This is a genomic window from Mesorhizobium sp. M0991, from assembly GCF_040318915.1.
Classification (GTDB): Bacteria; Pseudomonadota; Alphaproteobacteria; order Rhizobiales; family Rhizobiaceae; genus Mesorhizobium.
The window spans coordinates 15,052-34,914 of the sequence record NZ_JAMYNE010000037.1 but is presented as its reverse complement, the minus strand read 5'-3'; the positions used below and the strand labels follow the sequence as shown (position 1 = coordinate 34,914).

The 19,863-nt window shown below is 62.9% G+C and carries 20 protein-coding genes and 1 pseudogene; 11 read left to right on the top strand and 10 right to left on the bottom strand.

Going from position 1 to position 19,863, the window contains the following annotated elements; all coding sequences use genetic code 11:
• Nucleotides 1-97 precede the first annotated feature (97 nt).
• Both NKH70_RS31040 and NKH70_RS31035 read right to left on the bottom strand, forming a co-directional pair.
• On the bottom strand, nt 98-1,903 hold the full coding sequence (locus NKH70_RS31040; protein ID WP_352665372.1) for an IlvD/Edd family dehydratase: 1,806 nt from the start codon (nt 1,901-1,903) through the stop codon (nt 98-100).
• Nucleotides 1,904-2,139: 236 nt separating this feature from the next.
• A complete protein-coding gene (locus tag NKH70_RS31035) occupies nt 2,140-3,324 on the bottom strand; it encodes an Mrp/NBP35 family ATP-binding protein (protein ID WP_352916980.1) in 1,185 nt (394 codons plus the stop codon).
• 195 nt (nt 3,325-3,519) lie between these two features.
• Between NKH70_RS31035 and NKH70_RS31030 the strand changes: the two genes are divergently transcribed.
• Nucleotides 3,520-3,897, top strand: a complete 378-nt coding sequence (locus NKH70_RS31030) for a VOC family protein (protein WP_352719323.1) — start codon at nt 3,520-3,522, stop codon at nt 3,895-3,897.
• 38 nt (nt 3,898-3,935) lie between these two features.
• Here the strand turns inward: NKH70_RS31030 and NKH70_RS31025 are convergent, their stop codons facing one another.
• A complete protein-coding gene (locus NKH70_RS31025; protein WP_352719322.1) occupies nt 3,936-4,940 on the bottom strand; it encodes an inorganic phosphate transporter in 1,005 nt (334 codons plus the stop codon).
• The gene (locus NKH70_RS31020; protein ID WP_352719321.1) at nt 4,940-5,581 is read right to left on the bottom strand and encodes a DUF47 family protein; all 642 of its coding nucleotides are present in this window, start codon (nt 5,579-5,581) and stop codon (nt 4,940-4,942) included. Before NKH70_RS31020 ends, NKH70_RS31025 begins: the two co-directional genes overlap by 1 nt.
• Before the next feature lie 189 nt (nt 5,582-5,770).
• Between NKH70_RS31020 and NKH70_RS31015 the strand changes: the two genes are divergently transcribed.
• The 6 genes from NKH70_RS31015 to NKH70_RS30990 all read left to right on the top strand — a co-directional run bounded on the left by NKH70_RS31015 (nt 5,771) and on the right by NKH70_RS30990 (nt 13,070).
• Nucleotides 5,771-6,670 (top strand): LysR family transcriptional regulator, encoded by a 900-nt coding sequence (locus tag NKH70_RS31015; protein ID WP_023717897.1) that lies wholly within the window; start codon nt 5,771-5,773, stop codon nt 6,668-6,670.
• Nucleotides 6,671-6,803: 133 nt separating this feature from the next.
• Complete coding sequence (locus NKH70_RS31010; protein ID WP_292656094.1) at nt 6,804-7,283, top strand: formate dehydrogenase subunit gamma; 480 nt, start codon at nt 6,804-6,806, stop codon at nt 7,281-7,283.
• Nucleotides 7,280-8,836: a formate dehydrogenase beta subunit gene (locus NKH70_RS31005; RefSeq protein WP_352719320.1), complete on the top strand. Its 1,557-nt coding sequence runs from the start codon at nt 7,280-7,282 to the stop codon at nt 8,834-8,836. Before NKH70_RS31010 ends, NKH70_RS31005 begins: the two co-directional genes overlap by 4 nt.
• 12 nt (nt 8,837-8,848) lie before the next feature.
• A complete protein-coding gene (fdhF, locus tag NKH70_RS31000; RefSeq protein WP_352719319.1) occupies nt 8,849-11,761 on the top strand; it encodes a formate dehydrogenase subunit alpha in 2,913 nt (970 codons plus the stop codon).
• A 183-nt stretch (nt 11,762-11,944) separates the two neighbouring features.
• Nucleotides 11,945-12,772, top strand: coding sequence for a formate dehydrogenase accessory sulfurtransferase FdhD (gene fdhD / locus NKH70_RS30995; RefSeq protein WP_502908434.1), 828 nt, complete (start codon nt 11,945-11,947; stop codon nt 12,770-12,772).
• Nucleotides 12,762-13,070, top strand: a complete 309-nt coding sequence (locus NKH70_RS30990; RefSeq protein WP_352467525.1) for a formate dehydrogenase subunit delta — start codon at nt 12,762-12,764, stop codon at nt 13,068-13,070. Before fdhD ends, NKH70_RS30990 begins: the two co-directional genes overlap by 11 nt.
• A 357-nt stretch (nt 13,071-13,427) precedes the next feature.
• Here NKH70_RS30990 and NKH70_RS30985 read toward each other — a convergent pair whose 3' ends face one another.
• Together NKH70_RS30985 and NKH70_RS30980 are read right to left on the bottom strand one after the other, a co-directional pair.
• The gene (locus tag NKH70_RS30985; protein WP_352719334.1) at nt 13,428-13,928 is read right to left on the bottom strand and encodes an MmcB family DNA repair protein; all 501 of its coding nucleotides are present in this window, start codon (nt 13,926-13,928) and stop codon (nt 13,428-13,430) included.
• Between the two features lie 742 nt (nt 13,929-14,670).
• Entirely contained in the window at nt 14,671-14,970 is a 300-nt protein-coding gene (locus tag NKH70_RS30980) for a DUF1330 domain-containing protein (RefSeq protein WP_023717905.1), read from the bottom strand.
• A gap of 153 nt (nt 14,971-15,123) precedes the next feature.
• Between NKH70_RS30980 and NKH70_RS30975 the strand changes: the two genes are divergently transcribed.
• The 3 genes from NKH70_RS30975 (at nt 15,124) to NKH70_RS30965 (ending at nt 15,869) form a co-directional block, all read left to right on the top strand.
• On the top strand, nt 15,124-15,450 hold the full coding sequence (locus NKH70_RS30975) for a GYD domain-containing protein (RefSeq protein ID WP_023717906.1): 327 nt from the start codon (nt 15,124-15,126) through the stop codon (nt 15,448-15,450).
• Between the two features lie 164 nt (nt 15,451-15,614).
• Nucleotides 15,615-15,743, top strand: a complete 129-nt coding sequence (locus NKH70_RS30970; RefSeq protein ID WP_302893588.1) for a hypothetical protein — start codon at nt 15,615-15,617, stop codon at nt 15,741-15,743.
• A complete protein-coding gene (locus NKH70_RS30965) occupies nt 15,744-15,869 on the top strand; it encodes a hypothetical protein (RefSeq protein ID WP_352467528.1) in 126 nt (41 codons plus the stop codon).
• Nucleotides 15,870-15,909: 40 nt separating this feature from the next.
• On the opposite strand, the pseudogene NKH70_RS30960 reads toward NKH70_RS30965, so the two are convergent.
• Nucleotides 15,910-15,984: pseudogene (locus NKH70_RS30960) on the bottom strand (MerR family DNA-binding transcriptional regulator); the annotation flags it as partial.
• A 223-nt stretch (nt 15,985-16,207) separates the two neighbouring features.
• Between NKH70_RS30960 and NKH70_RS30955 the strand changes: the two are divergent.
• On the top strand, nt 16,208-16,825 hold the full coding sequence (locus NKH70_RS30955; protein ID WP_352719316.1) for a L,D-transpeptidase: 618 nt from the start codon (nt 16,208-16,210) through the stop codon (nt 16,823-16,825).
• A 110-nt stretch (nt 16,826-16,935) separates the two neighbouring features.
• On the opposite strand, the gene NKH70_RS30950 is transcribed toward NKH70_RS30955, so the two are convergent.
• From NKH70_RS30950 to trpS, 3 genes are all read right to left on the bottom strand, one after another.
• Entirely contained in the window at nt 16,936-17,505 is a 570-nt protein-coding gene (locus tag NKH70_RS30950) for a NifU family protein (protein ID WP_292664553.1), read from the bottom strand.
• 545 nt (nt 17,506-18,050) lie between these two features.
• Nucleotides 18,051-18,542, bottom strand: a complete 492-nt coding sequence (locus NKH70_RS30945) for a universal stress protein (RefSeq protein ID WP_107649287.1) — start codon at nt 18,540-18,542, stop codon at nt 18,051-18,053.
• 192 nt (nt 18,543-18,734) lie between these two features.
• Nucleotides 18,735-19,811: a tryptophan--tRNA ligase gene (trpS, locus tag NKH70_RS30940; RefSeq protein ID WP_352719315.1), complete on the bottom strand. Its 1,077-nt coding sequence runs from the start codon at nt 19,809-19,811 to the stop codon at nt 18,735-18,737.
• Nucleotides 19,812-19,863: the final 52 nt, after the last annotated feature.

Below are 19,863 nucleotides of genomic sequence, written 5' to 3'. Positions count from 1 at the left end.
GGCAAGCATTTCTCCCCGTTAGCGGGCTGTTAACGGGGAGAAATGAGGTGACCGCAAAATTGGCGACCTGACGGCTGGCTCGTGCGACGGACCCTGGTCAGTGATTGTCCCTCGGCACGCCGCTTGTATGAGCCACATCCTGGTATTTCACCGCCGGCTTCAGCACCATGCCTTCGGAAAACTGGTCGACCATGCCGCGCTGGATTTCCTGCCAGGGCGTCTGGTGCTTCGGATAGTGATAGCCGCCATTGTTTTGCAGCTCGGCGCGGCGCCGCGTGATCTCGTCGTCGCTGACGAGGATGTCGGCGGTACCCTTGCGCAGGTCGATGCGGACGCGGTCGCCGGTCTTCAGCAGCGCCAGGCCGCCGCCGATGGCGGCTTCCGGCGAGGCGTTGAGGATCGATGGCGAGCCCGACGTGCCCGACTGGCGACCGTCGCCGATACAGGCCAGCGCGTGGATGCCCTTTTTGATCAGATAGGCAGGCGGCTGCATGTTGACGACTTCCGCGCCGCCGGGATAGCCGATCGGGCCGGCGCCACGCATGAACAGGATGGTGTGCTCGTCGATGCCCTGTGCCGGGTCGTCGATGCGGGCGTGATAGTCCTCGGGGCCGTCGAAGACCATGGCGTTGCCCTCGAAGGCTTCGGGGTCCTTTGGGTTCGACAGATAGCGCTCGCGGAATTCGGGCGAGATGCCGCTGGTCTTCATGATCGCCGAATCGAACAAATTGCCCTTGAGATTGATGAAGCCGGCATTGGCTTTCAGCGGCTCGGCAACCGTGCGGATGACGTCGAGGTTCTCGTTGACGGCGCCGCTACAATTGTCGCCGATGGTCTTGCCGTTAGCCGTCATGGCTTCCGGATAGGGCAGCAGGCCGCCCTTCATCAGTTCGGCGACCACGGCCGGCACGCCGCCGGCATGGTGATAGTCCTCGCCGAGATATTCGCCCGTCGGCTGCAGATTGACGATGAGCGGTATGTTGAGGCCGACCTTCTGCCAATCGTCATTGTCGAGCGGCACGCCGAGATGGCGGGCGATGGCGTTGAGGTGGATCGGCGCATTGGTCGAGCCGCCGATCGCCGAGTTGACGACGATGGCGTTCTCGAAGGCCTTACGGGTCATGATGTCGGAGGGCTTCAGATCCTCATGCACCATGTCGACGATGCGCTTTCCGGTCTCGTAGGCGATCTGGCCGCGTTCGCGATAGGGGGCGGGGATAGCGGCCGAGCCCGGCAATTGCATGCCGAGCGCCTCGGCCAGCGAATTCATCGTGGTGGCGGTGCCCATCGTGTTGCAATAGCCGGTCGACGGCGCCGAGGAGGCAACGATATCCATGAACTCGTCATAGCCAATCTCGCCGGCCGACAGGCGCTGGCGCGATTCCCAGACGATGGTGCCGGAGCCGGTGCGCTTGCCCTTGTGCCAGCCGTTGAGCATCGGGCCGACCGAAAGCGCGATAGCCGGAATGTTGACGGTGGCCGCGGCCATCAGCATGGCCGGCGTCGTCTTGTCGCAGCCGATGGTGAGCACCACGCCGTCGAGCGGATAGCCGTAGAGCACCTCTACCAGGCTGAGATAGGCAAGGTTGCGGTCAAGTGCAGCAGTCGGCCGCTTGCCGGTTTCCTGGATCGGGTGGCAAGGGAACTCGAAAGGAATGCCACCCATCGAGACGATGCCTTCGCGCACGCGCTTGGCCAGTTCGATGTGATGGCGGTTGCAGGGCGACAGGTCCGAGCCGGTCTGGGCGATGCCGATCAGCGGCTTCCCGGACATCAGTTCGGCCCGCGTCAGCCCGTAATTCAGGTAGCGTTCCAGATAGAGTGCCGTCATGCCCGGATTGTCGGGATTGTCGAACCACTCCTGCGAGCGAAATTTTTTCTTGTGGGTGGGGGCGCCTGCCATCGTGGTCTCCGTATTTGTATGACAAATCGATATGACAACGCGCGGAAGCAGGCAAGGGGCACGCGCCATCCGAATCCGCACTTTGGTGCGATAGACATAGATCTGCCCCCGCGCTAGACGGGGATTGGGGTTTGCCAGTCCGCTATCCCGGAAAAGTTGGAGCGTGTCGCCGCGGACCTACCTGACCCTTCCGGCCACCCTCCCCCTCAAGGGGCCCACTTGGGGGGATATCCGCATCACTCGAATACGATGCTCGGCACTGCAGCCTCGGCCGCGCCGCGCTCTTCATTGACGCGGTCCCAGACCTTGGCGGCGATGTCGCGATAGATTTTCGCCTCAGCGCCATCCGGCTTGGAGACCACCACCGGCGTGCCGGCATCGGAGCTCTCGCGGATGGACATCTCGAGCGGCACTTCACCAAGGAAGGTGACGCCGAGACGCTCGGCCTCGCGGCGCGCGCCGCCATGGCCGAAGATGTCGTAGCGTTTTCCCGTATCGGGGGCGAGAAAATAGCTCATGTTTTCGACGATACCCAATAGCGGCACGTCGACCTTTCTGAACATGTTGAGGCCTTTGCGCGCATCGATCAGGGCCAGGTCCTGTGGCGTCGAGACGATGACGGCGCCGGCCAGCGGCACCTGTTGGGCCATGGTCAGCTGGGCGTCGCCGGTGCCGGGCGGCATGTCGACGACGAGCACATCGAGCGGTCCCCATTCGACCTCGCGCAGCATCTGCGTCAATGCCGACATCACCATCGGCCCGCGCCAGATCATCGGCGTCTCCTCATCGACGAGGAAGCCCATCGACATGACCTTGAGGCCATAATTCTGCATCGGTTTCAGGATCTTGCCGTCGACGGTCTGCGGTCTGCCACGAATGTTGAGCAGACGCGGCATGGAGGGGCCATAAATATCGGCATCGAGCACGCCGACCCGCAGCCCGTTGGCGGCAAGCCCAAGGGCGATATTGACGGCGGTGGTCGACTTGCCGACGCCGCCCTTGCCGGAAGCAACAGCGATGATCGCCTCGATGCCGGGTACGCCGCGCTTGCCCTGGCTGTGTGAGGCCGGCGCCTGGGGCATGGGACGCGCAGGTGCGGCCGGTGGAGCGGGCCTCTGAGCCGGGCTTTGCGGAACCGGCGCCTCCATGCCGCCTCCCTTCTTTTCCGCCGTCAGCGCGACCACGGCGCCGGCGACACCGGGGATCGCCTTGACGACACGTTCGGCGGCCGCGCGCAGCGGCTCCATCTCCTGGGCACGGGCAGCGGGAACGGTGATTGAGAAGAACACCTTGGCATCGGCAATGAAAATCTCGGACACCAGGCCGAGGTCGACGATATTGCCGGTGAAATCCGGCCCATTGACCGTTTTCAGGCGCTCGATAACGATTTCCTTGGTCACGTTTTCATGGGCGGCGGGCATGAGTTTTTCCTCTACTTTTCCGCTCCAGATAATGCAGTTCCGGAACAGAACCAAGCGATGGACCAACAGTTGCAGCGGCGTACCGGGGAGGCAGCGAGCATATGACGGCATTTCCAGTGGGAGTAGCCGTCGCCAAATCGTCAACGCAGCCTATTTCAATGGACATGGAATGACCGTCAGGGAAGGAGACGAATCATGCTCGCAAACAGCAACGCAACGGCCAATCTCGCTGTGAAGGACCTGGCCAAGGCCAGGGCTTTCTACGAAGGGACGCTCGGCCTCAAAGAGGTGCACAATGAAGGTGGCGAACTGATCGTCTATGAAAGCGGCGATACCGCCATCAACGTGTACCGTTCGAACTTCGCTGGGACCAACAAGGCGACGGCTGTGACCTGGACGGTCGGCGATGAACTCGGCAAGATCGTCGAGGCATTGAAATCGAAGGGCGTGACCTTCGAGCATTACGACATGCCCGGCCTGACGCTGGAGGGCGACGTTCATGTCGGTCAGGGCATGAAGATCGCATGGTTCAAGGATCCGGACGGCAACATCCTGAACCTTGTGGATAGGTAGATACGGCGCATCGCCTGCCGCGCAGTGCTGCGGTGCTGTCACCATGCCAGGCCGACCGCGAGGTAGGTGAGAGCCGCGATCGCCGCGGTTGCCGGCAGGGTGACGATCCATGCCACCACGATGTTGCCGGCAATGCCCCAGCGAACGGCGGAGACGCGGCGGGCGGCGCCGACGCCAATGATGGCGCCGGTGATCGTGTGCGTGGTCGATACCGGAATACCGAGCCAGGTGGCGGCGAACAGGGTGATCGCACCGCCGGTCTCGGCGCAGAAACCCTGCATCGGGTTCAGCCGGGTGATCTTCGAGCCCATTGTGTGGACGATGCGCCAGCCACCGAGCAATGTGCCCAGCGCCAGCGCCGACTGACAGGTGATGACGACCCACAGCGGCACGTAAAAATTCGCGCCGAGCATGCCTTGCGAATAGAGCAGCACGGCTATGATGCCCATCGTCTTCTGCGCGTCGTTGCCGCCATGGCCGAGCGAATAGAGCGAGGCGGAAAAGAACTGCATGACGCGGAACGTGCTGTCGACTGCGAACGGCGTCTGCCGCACGAACAGCCAGGAAACCGCAAGGATCAAGATGAGCGCCAGCAGAAATCCCGCCGCCGGCGATAGCACGATGGCTGCCGTGGTCTTGCCCAATCCGGCCCAGACGATAGCGCCGGTGCCTGCCTTGGCAACGCCGGCGCCGACCAAACCGCCGATCAGTGCGTGTGAGCTGCTGGACGGGATGCCGACGAGCCAGGTGACGATGTTCCAGACGATGGCGCCGACAAGTGCTGCGAAGATCACTGCCGGCGTGACGATGCTGGCGTCGATGATGCCGGTTCCCAGCGTCTCCGCCACGTGGAGACCGAAGAACATGAAGGCGATGAAATTGAAGAAGGCCGCCCAGAACACCGCATAATGCGGCCGCAGCACCCGGGTGGAGACGATGGTGGCGATGGAGTTGGCGGCATCGTGCAGGCCGTTAAGGAAATCGAAGAACAGCGCGACGAAGACAAGGCCGACCAGCACGGGAAAGGCTATTGCGGCTTCCACTATACGTTCTCGATGACGATGCCGCTGATTTCGTTGGCGACGTCCTCGAAGCGATCGACCACCTTTTCCAGCTCGCCGTAGATCTCGCTGCCGATCAGATAGGCCATCGGATCGCTGCGGCCGTGCCGCTTGAACAGGTCCTTCAGGCCCTGCTCGTGCAGGTCGTCGGCCCGGCCTTCCGCGCGCATGACCTCCTCGGCGATGGCGTTGAGGCGCACCGTATGCGCCCCGACCTCGCCGAGCAGCGGGATCGCCTCGGCCACCAACTTGGCGGCCTCGACGACGACGCCCCCCATTTCCTGCATCAGCGGGTCGAATTCCTTCTTTTCGAACAGCCTTACCGTCTTGACGGTCTTGTGCATCATGTCGATGGCATCATCCATCGACTGGATCAGGTCCTTGATGTCGCCGCGGTCGAAGGGCGTGATAAAGGAGCGGCGCACGGCCAGCAGCACTTCCGCGGTGATCTGATCGGCTTCGTCCTCGAGATCGATGATCGTCTGACACCAGCGGTCGATGTCGTTGCCCTGCAAAAGCTGCTGCAGTGCCTCGGCGCCAGCGACCACGGTGCGGGAATGCCGCTCGAACAGGTCGAAGAAGCGATCTTCGCGCGGCAAAAGCTTGCGGAACCAGCCCAGCATGTTCGGTCTCCCGTCGTGTCGGTCCACGACCAGTTCCATCCACATAGCGCTGCATGCCATCGCGGGAAACAGTAAGCCGGCTGAAAGATGTGGATGCGGACGATTTACAGGCGGCTTGCGGCCGAAGGCGATTTCCACGACGTTGCGCGCTACGATCGGACACAGCGTCCGTGACAGGCTCCCGACGGCATGATCGACAAGCTGGAATTCTTCATAGCACTTGCCAGGGAAGAACATTTCGGCCGGGCGGCGGAGGTGTGCGGCGTCACCCAACCGACGCTTTCGGCCGGCATCAAGCAGCTGGAGGGCCAGCTCGGCGTGATGCTGGTGCTGCGCGGCTCGCGCTTCCAGGGGCTGACGCCGGAAGGCAAGCAGGTGCTGGTGTGGGCGCGCCGCATCGTCGGCGATAGCAGGACCATGCGCGAGGAGATGCGGGCGGCACGCCACGGCTTGTCAGGGCGCATCCGTATCGCCGCGATCCCGACGGCGCTGGCCATGGTGGCGCGATTGACGACGCCGTTTCGGGCAAAGCACCCCGGCGTTACCTTCTCGGTGCTGTCGCGGACATCGATCGAGGTGCTGTCGCTGCTCGGCAATTTCGACATTGACGCCGGCATCACCTATCTCGACAACGAGCCGCTCGGACGCGTCACCAGCGTGCCGCTCTACGACGAGCGCTACCAGCTGATCACCGCCGTCGGGAACCCCTATTTCGACCGCGACAAAGTGACATGGGCGGAACTCAGCCAGCTGCCGCTCTGCCTGCTGACGCCGGACATGCAGAACCGCCGCATCATCGACCAGCATCTGGCCGAAGCCGGCGTGCAGGTGCGGCCGACTTTGGAATCCAACTCGATGATCGTGCTGTTTTCGCATATCCGCACCGGCAAATGGTCGTCGATCATGCCGCTTAACCTTGCGGAAACGTTCGGCTTTTCCGAGCCGATCCGGGCTATCCCGATCGTCGAGCCGGATGCCAGCCACACCGTCGGGCTGGTGGCCGCGCCGCGCGAACCGCACACGCCGCTGGTCTCGGCGCTGTTGGACGAGGCAATGGCGCTGGCGGACGATTTCCGCGCCCGCCGCTAGGCTAGACAATGCTGGTGAACGCGATCGATAGAAGATTTCTATCGAGCAACGGATCGGCTTTATTGATTTAGCGGGTTTCCTCTGATTTCTTAAGCACTTAGCGGAAGACCGCCACGACCAGGGAGGGCGCTGCATGACGATGCAGCCTGCAAGTACCGAGATCGCATCGCGCACGGCGGCGATCATCCAGGAGCTGAAAGGCCTCGAAGGCCCGCTGTTGCCGATCCTTCACGGTATACAGGAAGAGTTCGGCTATGTGCCGCAGGACGCGCTGCCCGTGATCGCCGAGGCGCTGAACATCTCCAGGGCCGAGGTGCATGGCGTCGTCACTTTCTATCACGATTATCGCAGCCAGCCGGCCGGCAGGCATGTGCTGAAGCTCTGCCAGGCGGAAGCCTGCCAGTCGATGGGTTCGGATGCGATCGCCGCCAAGCTCAAATCATTGCTGGGCATAGGCTTCCACGAGACAACCCGCGACGGTTCGGTGACGCTGGAGCCGGTCTATTGCCTCGGCCTTTGCGCCTGCTCGCCGTCGGCGATGCTGGACGGTGAGGTGATCGGGCGGCTCGACGACGAAAAGCTCAATGAAATCGTTGCCGAGGTGCGCTCATGATCCCGCGTATCTATATTCCGGGCGATTCCGGCGCGCTGGCGCTCGGCGCGGAAAAGGTCGCCAAGGCGATTCGGGCGGAATTGGCCGAGCGCGGCATCGAGGCCAAGATCGTGCGCAACGGCTCGCGCGGCGCCTATTTCCTCGAGCCGATGGTCGAAGTGGCGACAGCCACTGGCCGCGTCGCCTATGGGCCGGTGAAGCCATCCGACGTCAAAAGCCTGTTCGACTGCGGCTTCCTCACCGGCGGCCACCACAAGCGCTGGCTGGGTACGCCGGACAAGATCCCGTTCCTGGCCAAACAGACGCGGCTGACCTTTGCGCGCTGCGGCGTCACCGATCCGCTGTCGCTCGATCACTACAAGGCGCATGGCGGGCTGAAAGGCCTGCAGAATGCAGTGGCGATGACGCCGTCCGACGTCGTCAAACAGGTGACCGAGTCCGGGCTGCGCGGTCGTGGCGGCGCCGGCTTCCCGACCGGCATCAAGTGGAAGACGGTGCTCGATACGTCGGCCGACCGCAAATACATCGTCTGCAATGCCGATGAAGGCGATTCCGGCACGTTCGCCGACCGCATGATCATGGAAGGCGACCCCTTCGTGCTGATCGAAGGCATGGCGATCGCCGGCATTGCCACCGGCGCGACCAAGGGCTTCATCTATATCCGCTCCGAATACCCGCATGCGGTGGCGGTGATGCAGAAGGCCGTCGAGATCGCCCGCAAGGCCGGCTTGCTCGGCGTCAATGTGCTCGGCTCGGCCAATTCATTCGACATGGAAGTCCGCGTCGGTGCCGGCGCCTATGTCTGCGGCGAGGAGACCGCCCTGCTCGACAGCCTCGAAGGCAAGCGCGGACAGGTGCGGGCCAAGCCGCCGCTGCCGGCGCACAAGGGCCTGTTCGGCAAGCCGACGGTAATCAACAACGTCATCTCGCTGGCCTCGGTGCCGGTGATCATGGACAAGGGCGCCGCCTTCTACAAGGATTTCGGCATGGGCCGTTCGCGCGGCACCATCCCGATCCAGATTGCCGGCAACGTGAAGTATCCCGGTCTCTACGAGGCCGCGTTCGGCATGACGCTGGGTGAAATCGTCGACGACATCGGCGGCGGCACGGCGACGGGGCGTCCGGTCAAGGCGGTACAAGTGGGTGGCCCGCTCGGCGCCTATTTCCCGCGCGCCCTGTTCGACACGCCGTTCGACTACGAGGCGTTTGCCGCCAAGGACGGGCTGATCGGCCATGCCGGCATCGTCGTTTTCGACGACAGCGCCGACATGCTGAAGCAGGCACGCTTTGCCATGGAATTCTGCGCTATCGAAAGCTGCGGCAAGTGCACGCCGTGCCGCGTCGGCTCGACGCGCGGCGTCGAGGTGCTGGACCGGCTCGCCCAGAACGTCGAACCGGAAAAGCAGATCGCGCTGGTCACCGACCTTTGCAACACGATGAAGTTCGGCTCGCTTTGCGCTCTCGGCGGCTTCACCCCATATCCAGTGATGAGTGCACTCAACCATTTCCCGGACGACTTTCGGCCGACGCCGGTCGCCGAAGCAGCGGAATAGGAGCGGACAGGCATGAACGCGGCATTCGACATCAAATCGCTGGTCCAGGAAATCGACTACGGCACACCCGCCTCGGAAGCCGAACAGCAGGTAACGCTGACCGTCGACGGCAAGTCGGTGACGGTGCCGGCGGGGACCTCTATCATGCGCGCTTCGATGGAAGCGGGCGTCGAAATCCCGAAACTCTGCGCCACCGACATGCTGGATTCGTTCGGCTCCTGCCGGGTCTGCCTCGTCGAGATCGATGGGCGCGGCGGCACGCCGGCCTCGTGCACGACGCCGGTCGGCGAAGGCATGGTCGTGCATACGCAGAGCGACCGGCTAGACGCCATCCGCCGCGGCGTGATGGAACTCTATGTCTCCGACCACCCGGCGGCGTGGGGCGAGAAGGCCGGCACCGGCGCCAGCGAGTTCGACAAGGTCGTCAGGACGGTCGGCCTGACCGAGAACCGCTATGGCGTGGACGGCCGCAACCACGTCAAGCAGGAAAACGGCGTGGCGCCCGGCCATGGCTCGCTGACCATCGACTATATCGCGCGTGATGAATCGAACCCCTATTTCACCTACGATCCGGCGCAGTGCATCGTGTGCTCGCGCTGCGTGCGCGCTTGTGAAGAGGTGCAGGGCACGTTTGCGCTGACCATCGAGGGCCGCGGCTTCGAATCCAGGGTCTCGGCCGGCATGCACGAGGCGTTCGTCGATTCCGAATGCGTGTCGTGCGGGGCCTGCGTGCAGGCCTGCCCGACCGATGCGCTGAGGGAAAAGACCGTGCTGGCGAAGGGCCTGCCCGAGCGCTCGACCGTCACCACCTGTGCCTATTGCGGCGTCGGCTGTTCGTTCAAGGCCGAGGTCAAGGGCGACGACGTCATCCGCATGATGCCCTACAAGGCAGGCAAGGCCAACCACGGCCACTCCTGCGTCAAGGGCCGCTTCGCCTATGGCTATGCGACGCACAAGGACCGGATCCTGAAGCCGATGATCCGCGAGAAGGTCAGCGATCCGTGGCGCGAAGTGTCGTGGGAAGAGGCGCTCACCCATACGGCGAACGAATTCCGCCGCATCCAATACCAGTACGGCCGCACCTCGATCGGCGGCATCACCTCGTCGCGCTGCACCAACGAGGAAACCTACCTCGTCCAGAAGTTGGTCCGGCAGGGCTTCCGCAACAACAATGTCGACACCTGCGCCCGCGTCTGCCATTCGCCGACCGGCTATGGCCTCGGCCAGACCTTCGGCACCTCCGCCGGCACGCAGGATTTCGATTCGATCGAGCAGACGGACGTCATCCTGCTGATCGGCGCCAATCCGACCGATGCGCATCCGGTGTTCGCATCGCGCATGAAAAAGCGCATGCGCCAGGGCGCCAAGCTGATCGTGCTCGATCCGCGCCGCACCGACATCGTGCGCTCGGCCCATGTCGAGGCGCAATTCCATCTGCCGCTGAAGCCGGGCACCAACGTCGCCATGCTGACAGCGCTCGCCCATGTCATCGTCACCGAAGGCCTGTTCGACGAGGCCTTCATCCGCGAGCGCTGCGACTGGGACGAGTTCCAGGATTGGGCATCGTTCGTGGCATTGCCGGAAAACAGCCCGGAGGTCGTCGGCCAGCTCGCCAACGTCGATCCCGACGACATACGCGGTGCAGCCCGGCTCTATGCCCGCGGCGGCAACGGCGCGATCTATTACGGCCTCGGCGTGACCGAGCACAGCCAGGGCTCGACCACCGTCATCGCCATTGCCAACCTCGCCATGGCGACCGGCAATATCGGCCGGCCGGGCGTCGGCGTGAACCCGCTGCGCGGCCAGAACAATGTGCAGGGCTCCTGCGACATGGGCTCGTTCCCCCACGAGCTTCCCGGCTATCGCCACATCTCAGGCGACGCCGTGCGCGCTATCTATGAGAGCCTGTGGGGCGTCAAGCTCGACGACGAGCCCGGCCTGCGCATCCCCAACATGTTGGACGCAGCCGTCGACGGCTCGTTCAAGGGCCTCTATGTGCAGGGCGAGGACATCCTGCAGTCGGACCCCGACACCAAGCATGTCGCCGCGGGTCTCGCCGCGATGGAATGTGTGGTCGTGCACGACCTCTTCCTCAACGAGACGGCCAACTACGCGCATGTCTTCCTGCCCGGCTCGACCTTCCTCGAGAAGGACGGCACCTTCACCAATGCCGAGCGCCGCATCAACATGGTGCGCAAGGTGATGGAGCCGAAATGCGGCTATGCCGACTGGGAGACGACGCAGGAGCTCGCCAAGGCGCTCGGCCTCGGCTGGAACTACACGCATCCGTCTGAGATCATGGACGAGATCGCCAAGACGACGCCGAGTTTCGCCGGCGTTTCCTTCGACCTTCTCGACCGGGTGGGCTCGGTGCAGTGGCCCTGCAACGAGAAGTCGCCGGAAGGCACGCCGATCATGCATATTGGCGGCTTCGTGCGCGGCAAGGGCAAGTTCATCCGCACCGAATACGTGGCGACCGACGAAAGGACCGGACCGCGCTTTCCCCTGCTGCTGACCACCGGCCGCATCCTGTCGCAATACAATGTCGGCGCGCAGACCCGGCGCACCGACAACGTCGTGTGGCATAGCGAGGACCGGCTGGAGATCCATCCGCACGATGCCGAAAATCGCGGCCTGCGCGACGGCGACTGGGTGCGGCTGACCAGCCGCTCCGGCGAGACGACGCTGCGCGCGCTGATCACCGAGCGGGTGTCGCCGGGCGTCGTCTATACGACCTTCCACCATCCCGACACCCAGGCCAACGTCATCACCACCGACTTCTCCGACTGGGCGACCAACTGCCCGGAATACAAGGTGACCGCGGTGCAGGTGGGTGCATCCAACGGCCCGTCGGAATGGCAGCGCGACTATGACGAGCAGGCGAAGCAAAGCCGCCGCATCGCGAAGTTGGAAGCGGCGGAGTAGCGTTTTGGCGTCGTGCCGGAGCACCCCCCTCTGGCCTACCGGCCATCTCCCCCTCAAGGGGGGAGATTGGATGTCATCTCGGCTTTCGCCAATCACCAGCGTCGAAGGGTGCCTTACGTCTGAACTGCCAATCTCCCCTCTTGAGGGGGAGATGGCCGGTAGGCCAGAGGGGGGTGCCGCGTGATGCCCAAACGTCGTGCTGTCACCCAGATCAGCCGCCTCGCGCGCCGCGCCGGCGGCACCGCGGCCGCCAACCGCATGGTGCCGGAAGAGACGCCGGTAGCATTCTCCTTTGCCGGCACCACGCATGCGGTGATGATGGCAAGCCCGGCCGATTTCGAGGATTTCGCGCTCGGCTTCTCGCTGACCGAAGGCATCATTGCCTCGCCAGACGAAATCGAAGCGATCGAGGTCGAGGATCACGGCGCCGGAATCGATATCCAGATCAGGCTGAAGGACAGCGCCAACACCCGCTTCGAGGCGCGTCGCAGACGGCTGGCCGGCCCGGTCGGCTGCGGGCTGTGCGGCATCGAATCGATCGAGGAAGCAATGCGCTCGGTCGATCCGGTCGGCGCGTCAACGCTTACGCTTCAGGCCGACGATATCGTTCGCTCGGTCAAGCTTTTGTCGAAGGTGCAGCCGCTGCACGCCGAGACCGGCGCGGTCCACGCGGCCGGTTTTTACCTCCCCGGCAAGGGCATCGTCATGGCGCGCGAGGATGTCGGCCGTCACAATGCGCTGGACAAGCTGGCCGGCGCCCTGGCCAAAGCCGGTATCGACGGCAGGTCGGGGGCCGTCGTCGTGACGTCGCGCGTTTCGGTCGAGATGGTGCAGAAGACCGCGGCGATCGGTGCTGCCTTCATCATCGCCGTCTCGGCGCCGACGGCACTTGCCATCCGCACCGCGGACGACGCCGGCATGACGCTGGTGGCGCTGGTGCGCGGCGACGATTTCGATATTTTCACCCATCCTGACCGCGTGGTTTCCGGAGTTGCCAAGCATGTCGCATGACGAAGGCCACCTCATGAGCACCAGCGAAAAGCTGGTTCGCATGGCCAACCAGATCGCCGCCTTTTTCCACTCCAAGCCGCGCGAGCAAGGCATTGCCGGCGTCGCCGAGCACATCAACAAGTTCTGGGAGCCGCGGATGCGCCGGCAATTGTTCGAGATGCTGGATAGCGGCGGCGAAGGGTTCAACGAGCTTGTCGTCGCGGCCGCGCCTCACATCAAGCGGCCGGGCGCGCCGGAGGGCGCAGGTTTTAGCGTCGGCGGTGCGAACACCGAGACTACCGCCGCGTCACAGAAGTAGGCGCCGCGGACCTACATTCACACTCTCTATAGTTTCATCTGCCGCAAGCTGCGCGCCTCTGCTATGATCCGGCGATAAGAAATCGTCGGGTCGGGCGGACAACCTCGTGAGGCCGATCGAAACTCGATACGCGCTCAGTGGCGACGTGCGGATCGCCTATCAGGTGGTCGGCCAGGGATCGCTCGATCTGGTCTTCGTGCCGGGTTTCATTTCCAATCTCGACCTGCACTGGGAAGACGAAGGCTACACCCGGCTGTTGGCGTTACTTGCGGAACACCGCAGTCATACATCATCTCTTATGCAAGGTGGCGGCAGCCGGGGCAGCGCAAGCCTCCATGACTACGGAGAGGGAAACCCCTACTCGCTCTCACCCTCCAGCGCCGGCACCGACACGCCAGCAAGCTCCGCCGCCAGCAACCGCGCAGCACCGGCGCGCGCGATCCTCAGCATCAGCGCCTTGCGTGTCGCCGCCGCCATGCGGTGCTCGGGCGCATCGCGCAAAATCTCAGCACCATAGCCGTCCGAGAGAATGAAGCCGCACTCTTCCGGAAAGATTTCCTGGGGCACGCCGGGATGCGTGGCGAAGAAGAAGCGGTCGGAATGCAGCCGGTAGTCCGGCCATTTGCGGTCGACCCTGAAATCCTCGATCGAGGATTTGATCTCGATGATCCAGATGTCGCCCTGGCGGGTCAGCGCCACGAGATCGGCGCGGCGCCCGGTCGCCAGCGACAGTTCGGGCAAGACATGCGCGCCCATCTGCTTGAGCAGCCGCTGCACGCCGCGACGAACCAGCATGGCACGCTCCGACTGGCGGCCGTCGATGAGCGGGTTGAGGGGAAGAGGTGAGATGATCGGCATGGCCGCACCATGCCAGATTTTGTTCACGGTTTGAACCCGGTTTTCAGTGCGATTATCTGGCTGACAAACCTAATCTGCAAAATACTGTGGAGCGGGCGCTACAAGGCCCGCCCTTCCACAAGGCGGGCCGCTCGCGTTATGAATGCGGTTCTTACTGGTGAGGGGAGCTATGTTTTCGCGAGGCGTCGCGGTTGATCTAATATTCACCGCTGCAGGCCCGAAAGTGGTCGCAGCATAATCAAAAAGGTGGCGAAGCATGGTTACTGAGATTGCAAGTTTGACGATCGACCAGACTAGGCTCAATAGGATGCTCACGCGGGGCGTCGTATTTTCCGTTATTTGGCTCGCCGGTTTCGGGTCTTCTTATGCACTCTACCAGGGGCTTCTGGCGCGACGGATGATAAAAATGAATCCCATGCTTCGGGGAAATGGCCGCGCCTGGTGGTGCATCATTGTGGGAGGGCTTGGGGCCGCAGCCTTATGTGCGATAGTTGGCGCCGGCATTTTCAACGCCATGACACAACCCTAGGTCACACGGTAACACCGCCTGCCGATCCGGTGTTGGGTCATATTGATATGTAGGTCCCATTCAATGAGCGCTTCCGGCGTCATCCTCCCATCGTTGGCCGTCATTCCCGGCCGCAAGTTTGAAGCTTGCTGATTCATATCAAAATGCTCCTGTCCTGTCGCCGGGCCGCACCAGATATGGCAACTCAGATTTGCCATTGTCATCGAACAGGCCTCAGCTAACCGGCATCATGCCCTCCAGAGCAATAATTCTCGTCTTTGCGCAGCGTTCGCGGATGGCCTTGAGCCGGCCGTATTCTGGAGAATCGTACCATGCCAGGAGGGAAGCCATGTCGGGGAATTCGACAATGACGAGGCGATGAGGCTCCCAATCGCCTTCCAGAACTTTGGTGGCTCCGCCGCGAGCGATGTACCTCCCCCCGTAGCGGGCTTCGGTTGCAGGCACGTCCCGGCGGTATTCCTCGAAGACGGCGGCGTCGGTTATGTCTACATCAGCAATGAGATATGCGGCCATTGACCTTACTCCCCTTGGGAAAGGCAATTGAAACAGGTCTATTAGCGGTCCCGCAACTAAGCCAGCGGTACTACGCCTCGGAAACGACTCGCGTTCTCCCGGATTGCGGCGCTTAACTGTCTTGGTGGGGGCAGCTCTGGGAGGAGACGAACCATGCCGATGTATCTCACGCGATTCAGCTACAGGCCCGAAACCTGGGCGCGCTTGATGGACAATCCCGAGGATAGACGCGAGGCTGCCCGTTCCTACATCGAGTCGGTGGGCGGAAAGCTGCACGGGTTCTGGTATGCCTTCGGAGAGTACGATGGCTGGAACCTGTGGGAGGCGCCGGACAATGTGTCGATGGCATCCGTCATGCTCGCAATCGGTGCGGGAGGCGCGCTCAGCTCGTACGAGACCACCGTGCTGTTAAGTGTCGAAGAGACGATGGACGCGCTTGGGAAAGCGAAGTCGATCCGCTATCGCCCACCGGGATCGTGACGGCCGCCCCTGCTTTGCGGAGTGTCGAAGGCTGGGGAACGCTTGCTCTCGAACGGCGCCCGTTCCTACACTTTTGCGCAAAAAATGTCCGCTGCACCCTCTTGGCAGCGCCGGCAGCTTGCGCTTTCAATGTCGGCCACGGGATTTTTTACGAGGAGCACACCATGACGGAAGATGACGACCGGAAATCGGCGACGCCGGAGGAAATCCGCTCGGCCATCAGAGGCTGGGCGGTGCTTGGGGCAATCATCGTTGCCGTGTTTGGTGCCGCCTACGTCATGATCGATAGTTGAATGGCCGACGATCCTGGTCGCCCCGATGGACTGCCTGAAAAGATCGGCACGGTCCTTGGTGCATTGGTGGTGATCGGCACGTTCGGGCTTCTGGCGTGGACCGTGCTTCGCGGCGTCCTTTATTGAACCCGGCCCGTCAGGATCATCTCCTGCAGCGGCCGCGTCTCAGGCCGATCTCCTCGTAGTAACGGATGGTCTTGGCCGGCAGGCCAGAGCGCCGGGCAGCGTCACCGACATCCATGGTGATTTCCTCGTCTCGTGGCTTTTGTTCCTGGCCTATTGATTTTGCAGCATAATCCTGCGGAGGCTGTTGCCGAAATGCCATAGTCGCAGGTTTACCAGCATGCAAGTCCAAGGATATAGGCATCGCCCGCTTGGCAAGCAAAGCAAATGCCAGCATGAATGAAGATGAAAAAGCGGCCGACTCGAGCCGCTGTTGTTTGGGCAGGGCATCGGACCTTTTCATGCGCATGAAGTCACTTGCAATCGTCGCGGCCCTGGCGCTGTCGACAGCTGTCGCCGGTTGCAGCACCATCGGGTCGCAGATCTTCACCAACAACTACGGCGCGGTGACCGATGCCGGCTATCACCTGCCGCGCATCCCGATCGAAAAGGTGCCGTTCAAATACCGCCGGCAGATCGTCGACTACGACACCAGGGAAAAGCCGGGCACCATCATCGTCGATACGCAGAACAAATTCCTCTATTTCGTCATGGGCGACGGCGAGGCGATGCGTTACGGCATCGGCGTCGGCCGTGAGGGTTTCGAATGGCACGGCACTGCACATATCGCGCTGAAGCGCGAATGGCCGACCTGGACGCCGCCGTCGCAGATGATTAGGCGCCAGCCGGAGCTGACCAAGTTTGCCGGCGGCATGGAGCCGGGATTGAAGAACCCGCTCGGCGCGCGCGCCATGTACCTGTTCAACAAGGGCGGCGATATGGGCTATCGCCTGCATGGCAGCCCGGAATGGAATTCGATCGGCAAGGCGATGTCGTCGGGCTGTATCCGGCTGATGAACCAGGACATTATCGACCTCTACGACCGCACCTCGGTCGGCGCCAAGGTCATTGTAATATAAAGCCCTCATACGCGGACCGTCTAGGCAACAACACAGACGTCGCAAACAGAAAACCGGGCACTTGAGCCCGGTTTTTTGTTGTCTGCGGAAGTTGAAGATGGAACGGCGTGTCAGGAAACCTGTTCGACATGCTGCACTTCCGGCACAAAGTGCCGGAGCAGGTTCTGGATGCCGTGCTTCAGCGTCGCCGTCGACGACGGGCAGCCGGCGCAGGCGCCTTTCATGTGCAGGAATACCGTGCCGTTCTCGAAGCCGCGGAAGGTGATGTCGCCGCCATCCTGGGCAACGGCCGGGCGCACCCGCGTGTCGAGCAGCTCCTTGATGGTGAGGACCAGCTCCTCGTCGGCCTTGTCGTAGAATTCGCCGGTCTGGCTGGTCTCGGCGGCGGGGCCGGCCTTGGCCATCACCGGGGCGCCGGACATGAAATGCTCCATGATGGCGCCGAGGATAGCCGGCTTCAGATGCTGCCAGTCGGGGCCGTCCTTGGTCACGGTGATGAAATCATAGCCGAAGAAGACGCCGGTGACGCCGGGGATCTCGAACAGCCGGCCGGCCAACGGCGAAGCCGTTGCGGCGCTATCGGCATCACGGAAATCGGCGGTGCCTTCTTGCAGCACTTCCTTGCCGGGCAGGAATTTCAGCGTCGCCGGGTTTGGCGTCGACTCGGTCTGGATGAACATGGCCGTCTCCGTGCCCGTTTCGGGGCAGCTAGTTTGGAATAATTCTAATTAGGCTTTATCCGCCCGACATTCAAGCGAAAGGCGTCGCGGGGAACGACTGGCTGGTGGAATGAATTTTCTTCTGTAGCGCCGTGCGTCTTCCTGAAGCGCCAACGATGCCGTTCATGCAATGATACTCACCGGCCGTAAGCAACCACTGCATCGCTGCGTTCTTGGACCACTGTAACGGCATGGATCCCAGGGTCTGCGCCGCGTCGCTTCGCTCCTTGCTCCGCCCTGGGATGACGAAAGGAGGGACGCTCCGGCTCATTTTGAACGCCTGCGACTTGCCATCGGCCCACCCGAGAGCCGTATCTCTCACGCCTGCGATTAGCCATAAGCCACCACGCCTTCGTCATCCCAGGGCGAAGCAGGAGCGAAGCGACGTAGCGGAGACCCTGGGATCCATGCCGTGACCTTCGAGCGTCGCGGCGCTGAACGACAGGGTCCTTTTTGGCCCCGCAACATTGGCCCGATCGGTTCGTCGCAGGCCCGCTGAACGTACCCTAGGCCAAGCTGTCGATCTCCTCGTCCGACAGGTTCTGCGGCACCACCGTGACCGGGATAGGAAAGGCGGCGCCCTTGCCGGCGACCGCACCGACCAGCGGCCCAGGCCCTTCCTTGCCGGCGCCTGCCGCCAGCACCAGGATGGCGATGTCCTGGTCTTCCTCGATCAGCTTGTGGATCTCTTCGGTCGGCTTGCCTTCGCGCACCACCAGCTCCGGCTCGATGCCGAGCTTCTGGCGCACCTTGTTGGCGTAGCTGTCGAGTGCCGCGCGCGCCGTGGCGGTCGCCTCCTCGCGCATGATCTTCTCGACGCCCAGCCAGTGCTGGAAATCATCCGGCTCGATGACATAGAGCAGCACCAGCACGCCGCTCGTGCTTTGCGCCCGCTTCGAGGCGTAGGCGACGGCGCGCTCGCATTCGGGCGTGTCGTCGATGATCGCCAGGAACTTGCGGCGATGACCGGCTTCGCGGCTGAGGCGTTTGGAGACCATATTCACCCTGTTCGATGGTTTCGGTCGCAATCTGCCACCGCCGCAGCCCGCCCGCAAGCGACCGGCGGCTGTGGCGATGCTGGTGCAGCTTAAAGCGCGTCGCGTTCGACCAGCCTCATGCGACGCGCTTCAGGTTCTTGTTTTATGCATGTCGTTATCGCAAAACCGCTGCACACTTTTGCGCGACATGCATTAGCTTTGCAGCAGGCCGATAATGTCGCGCACGGTCTTCATCGTCGCTTCGGCCAATGTGCCGGCACGCTCGCCGCCATCCCGCAACACCGCGTCGACATAGGCGCGGTCATCGGAGATGCGGCGCATCTCGCCGGCGATCGGCGCCAGCTTTTCCACGGCGAGATCGGCCAGCGCCGGCTTGAACACCGAAAACTGCTGGCCGCCAAATTCCTTCAGCACGGCCTCTTTCGAGATTTCGGCGAGGCCGGCATAGATGCCGACGAGGTTTTCCGCTTCCGGCCGGCCGGCAAGCCCGTCCAGTTCGCCGGGCAAGGCTTCCGGGTCGGTCTTGGCCTTGCGGATCTTCTTCGAGATGGCATCGGCATCGTCGGTCAGGTTGATGCGCGACAGGTCCGACGGGTCGGATTTCGACATCTTTTTCGAACCGTCGCGCAGCGACATGATGCGCGCCGCCGGGCCGCCGATGACCGGCTCGGTCAGCGGGAAATAGCCGTTCACCGTCTCTTCGCCGACCTGCATCTCGACGCCGACGCCAAGCGCTGCGATGCGGTCCGAAAAGTCGTTGTTGAATTTCTGCGCGATGTCTCGGGTCAGCTCCAGATGCTGCTTCTGGTCGTCGCCGACCGGCACGTGGGTGGCGCGGTAGACAAGGATGTCGGCGGCCATCAGGGAGGGATAGGCGAGCAGGCCGAGCGAGGCGTTCTCGCGGTCCTTGCCGGCCTTGTCCTTGAACTGCGTCATGCGGTTCATCCAGCCGATGCGCGCCACGCAGTTGAAGACCCAGGCAAGCTCGGCGTGCTGCATCACCCGCGACTGGTTGAAGACGATGTGCTTGTTCGGATCGATGCCGGAGGCGAGAAACGCCGCGGTGATCGAACGCGTCTGGTCCTGAAGATCCTCATAGACGAGCTGTGCGGTCAGCGAATGCAGATCGACGACGCAATAGATGCAGTCGGAGGTGTCCTGCAGGGCGACGAATTTCTTGATGGCGCCGAGATAATTGCCGAGATGCAGATTGCCGGTTGGCTGGACGCCGGAAAAGACGAGCGGTTTGAAGGGGGGCTGATCGGTCATGGTGTTTCCCTGGCTTGTGGAGGGCCGTTTCGCGCGCGGCGAAAGTCTTGCG

What these genes read in the sequence shown, in the direction of transcription:
- NKH70_RS31005 (WP_352719320.1), top strand. Translation starts at nt 7,280, where the DNA reads ATGATCCCGCGTATCTATATTCCGGGCGATTCCGGCGCGCTGGCGCTC.
- fdhD (WP_502908434.1), top strand. Translation starts at nt 11,945, where the DNA reads ATGCCCAAACGTCGTGCTGTCACCCAGATCAGCCGCCTCGCGCGCCGC.
- trpS (WP_352719315.1), bottom strand. Translation starts at nt 19,811, where the DNA reads ATGACCGATCAGCCCCCCTTCAAACCGCTCGTCTTTTCCGGCGTCCAG.
- NKH70_RS30990 (WP_352467525.1), top strand. Translation starts at nt 12,762, where the DNA reads ATGTCGCATGACGAAGGCCACCTCATGAGCACCAGCGAAAAGCTGGTT.
- NKH70_RS30945 (WP_107649287.1), bottom strand. Translation starts at nt 18,542, where the DNA reads ATGGTCTCCAAACGCCTCAGCCGCGAAGCCGGTCATCGCCGCAAGTTC.
- NKH70_RS31015 (WP_023717897.1), top strand. Translation starts at nt 5,771, where the DNA reads ATGATCGACAAGCTGGAATTCTTCATAGCACTTGCCAGGGAAGAACAT.
- NKH70_RS30965 (WP_352467528.1), top strand. Translation starts at nt 15,744, where the DNA reads ATGGCCGACGATCCTGGTCGCCCCGATGGACTGCCTGAAAAGATCGGC.
- NKH70_RS31010 (WP_292656094.1), top strand. Translation starts at nt 6,804, where the DNA reads ATGACGATGCAGCCTGCAAGTACCGAGATCGCATCGCGCACGGCGGCG.
- NKH70_RS30955 (WP_352719316.1), top strand. Translation starts at nt 16,208, where the DNA reads ATGCGCATGAAGTCACTTGCAATCGTCGCGGCCCTGGCGCTGTCGACA.
- NKH70_RS31020 (WP_352719321.1), bottom strand. Translation starts at nt 5,581, where the DNA reads ATGCTGGGCTGGTTCCGCAAGCTTTTGCCGCGCGAAGATCGCTTCTTC.
- NKH70_RS30950 (WP_292664553.1), bottom strand. Translation starts at nt 17,505, where the DNA reads ATGTTCATCCAGACCGAGTCGACGCCAAACCCGGCGACGCTGAAATTC.
- NKH70_RS30980 (WP_023717905.1), bottom strand. Translation starts at nt 14,970, where the DNA reads ATGGCCGCATATCTCATTGCTGATGTAGACATAACCGACGCCGCCGTC.
- NKH70_RS31040 (WP_352665372.1), bottom strand. Translation starts at nt 1,903, where the DNA reads ATGGCAGGCGCCCCCACCCACAAGAAAAAATTTCGCTCGCAGGAGTGG.
- NKH70_RS30970 (WP_302893588.1), top strand. Translation starts at nt 15,615, where the DNA reads ATGACGGAAGATGACGACCGGAAATCGGCGACGCCGGAGGAAATCCGC.
- NKH70_RS31035 (WP_352916980.1), bottom strand. Translation starts at nt 3,324, where the DNA reads ATGCCCGCCGCCCATGAAAACGTGACCAAGGAAATCGTTATCGAGCGC.
- fdhF (WP_352719319.1), top strand. Translation starts at nt 8,849, where the DNA reads ATGAACGCGGCATTCGACATCAAATCGCTGGTCCAGGAAATCGACTAC.
- NKH70_RS31030 (WP_352719323.1), top strand. Translation starts at nt 3,520, where the DNA reads ATGCTCGCAAACAGCAACGCAACGGCCAATCTCGCTGTGAAGGACCTG.
- NKH70_RS30985 (WP_352719334.1), bottom strand. Translation starts at nt 13,928, where the DNA reads ATGCCGATCATCTCACCTCTTCCCCTCAACCCGCTCATCGACGGCCGC.
- NKH70_RS30975 (WP_023717906.1), top strand. Translation starts at nt 15,124, where the DNA reads ATGCCGATGTATCTCACGCGATTCAGCTACAGGCCCGAAACCTGGGCG.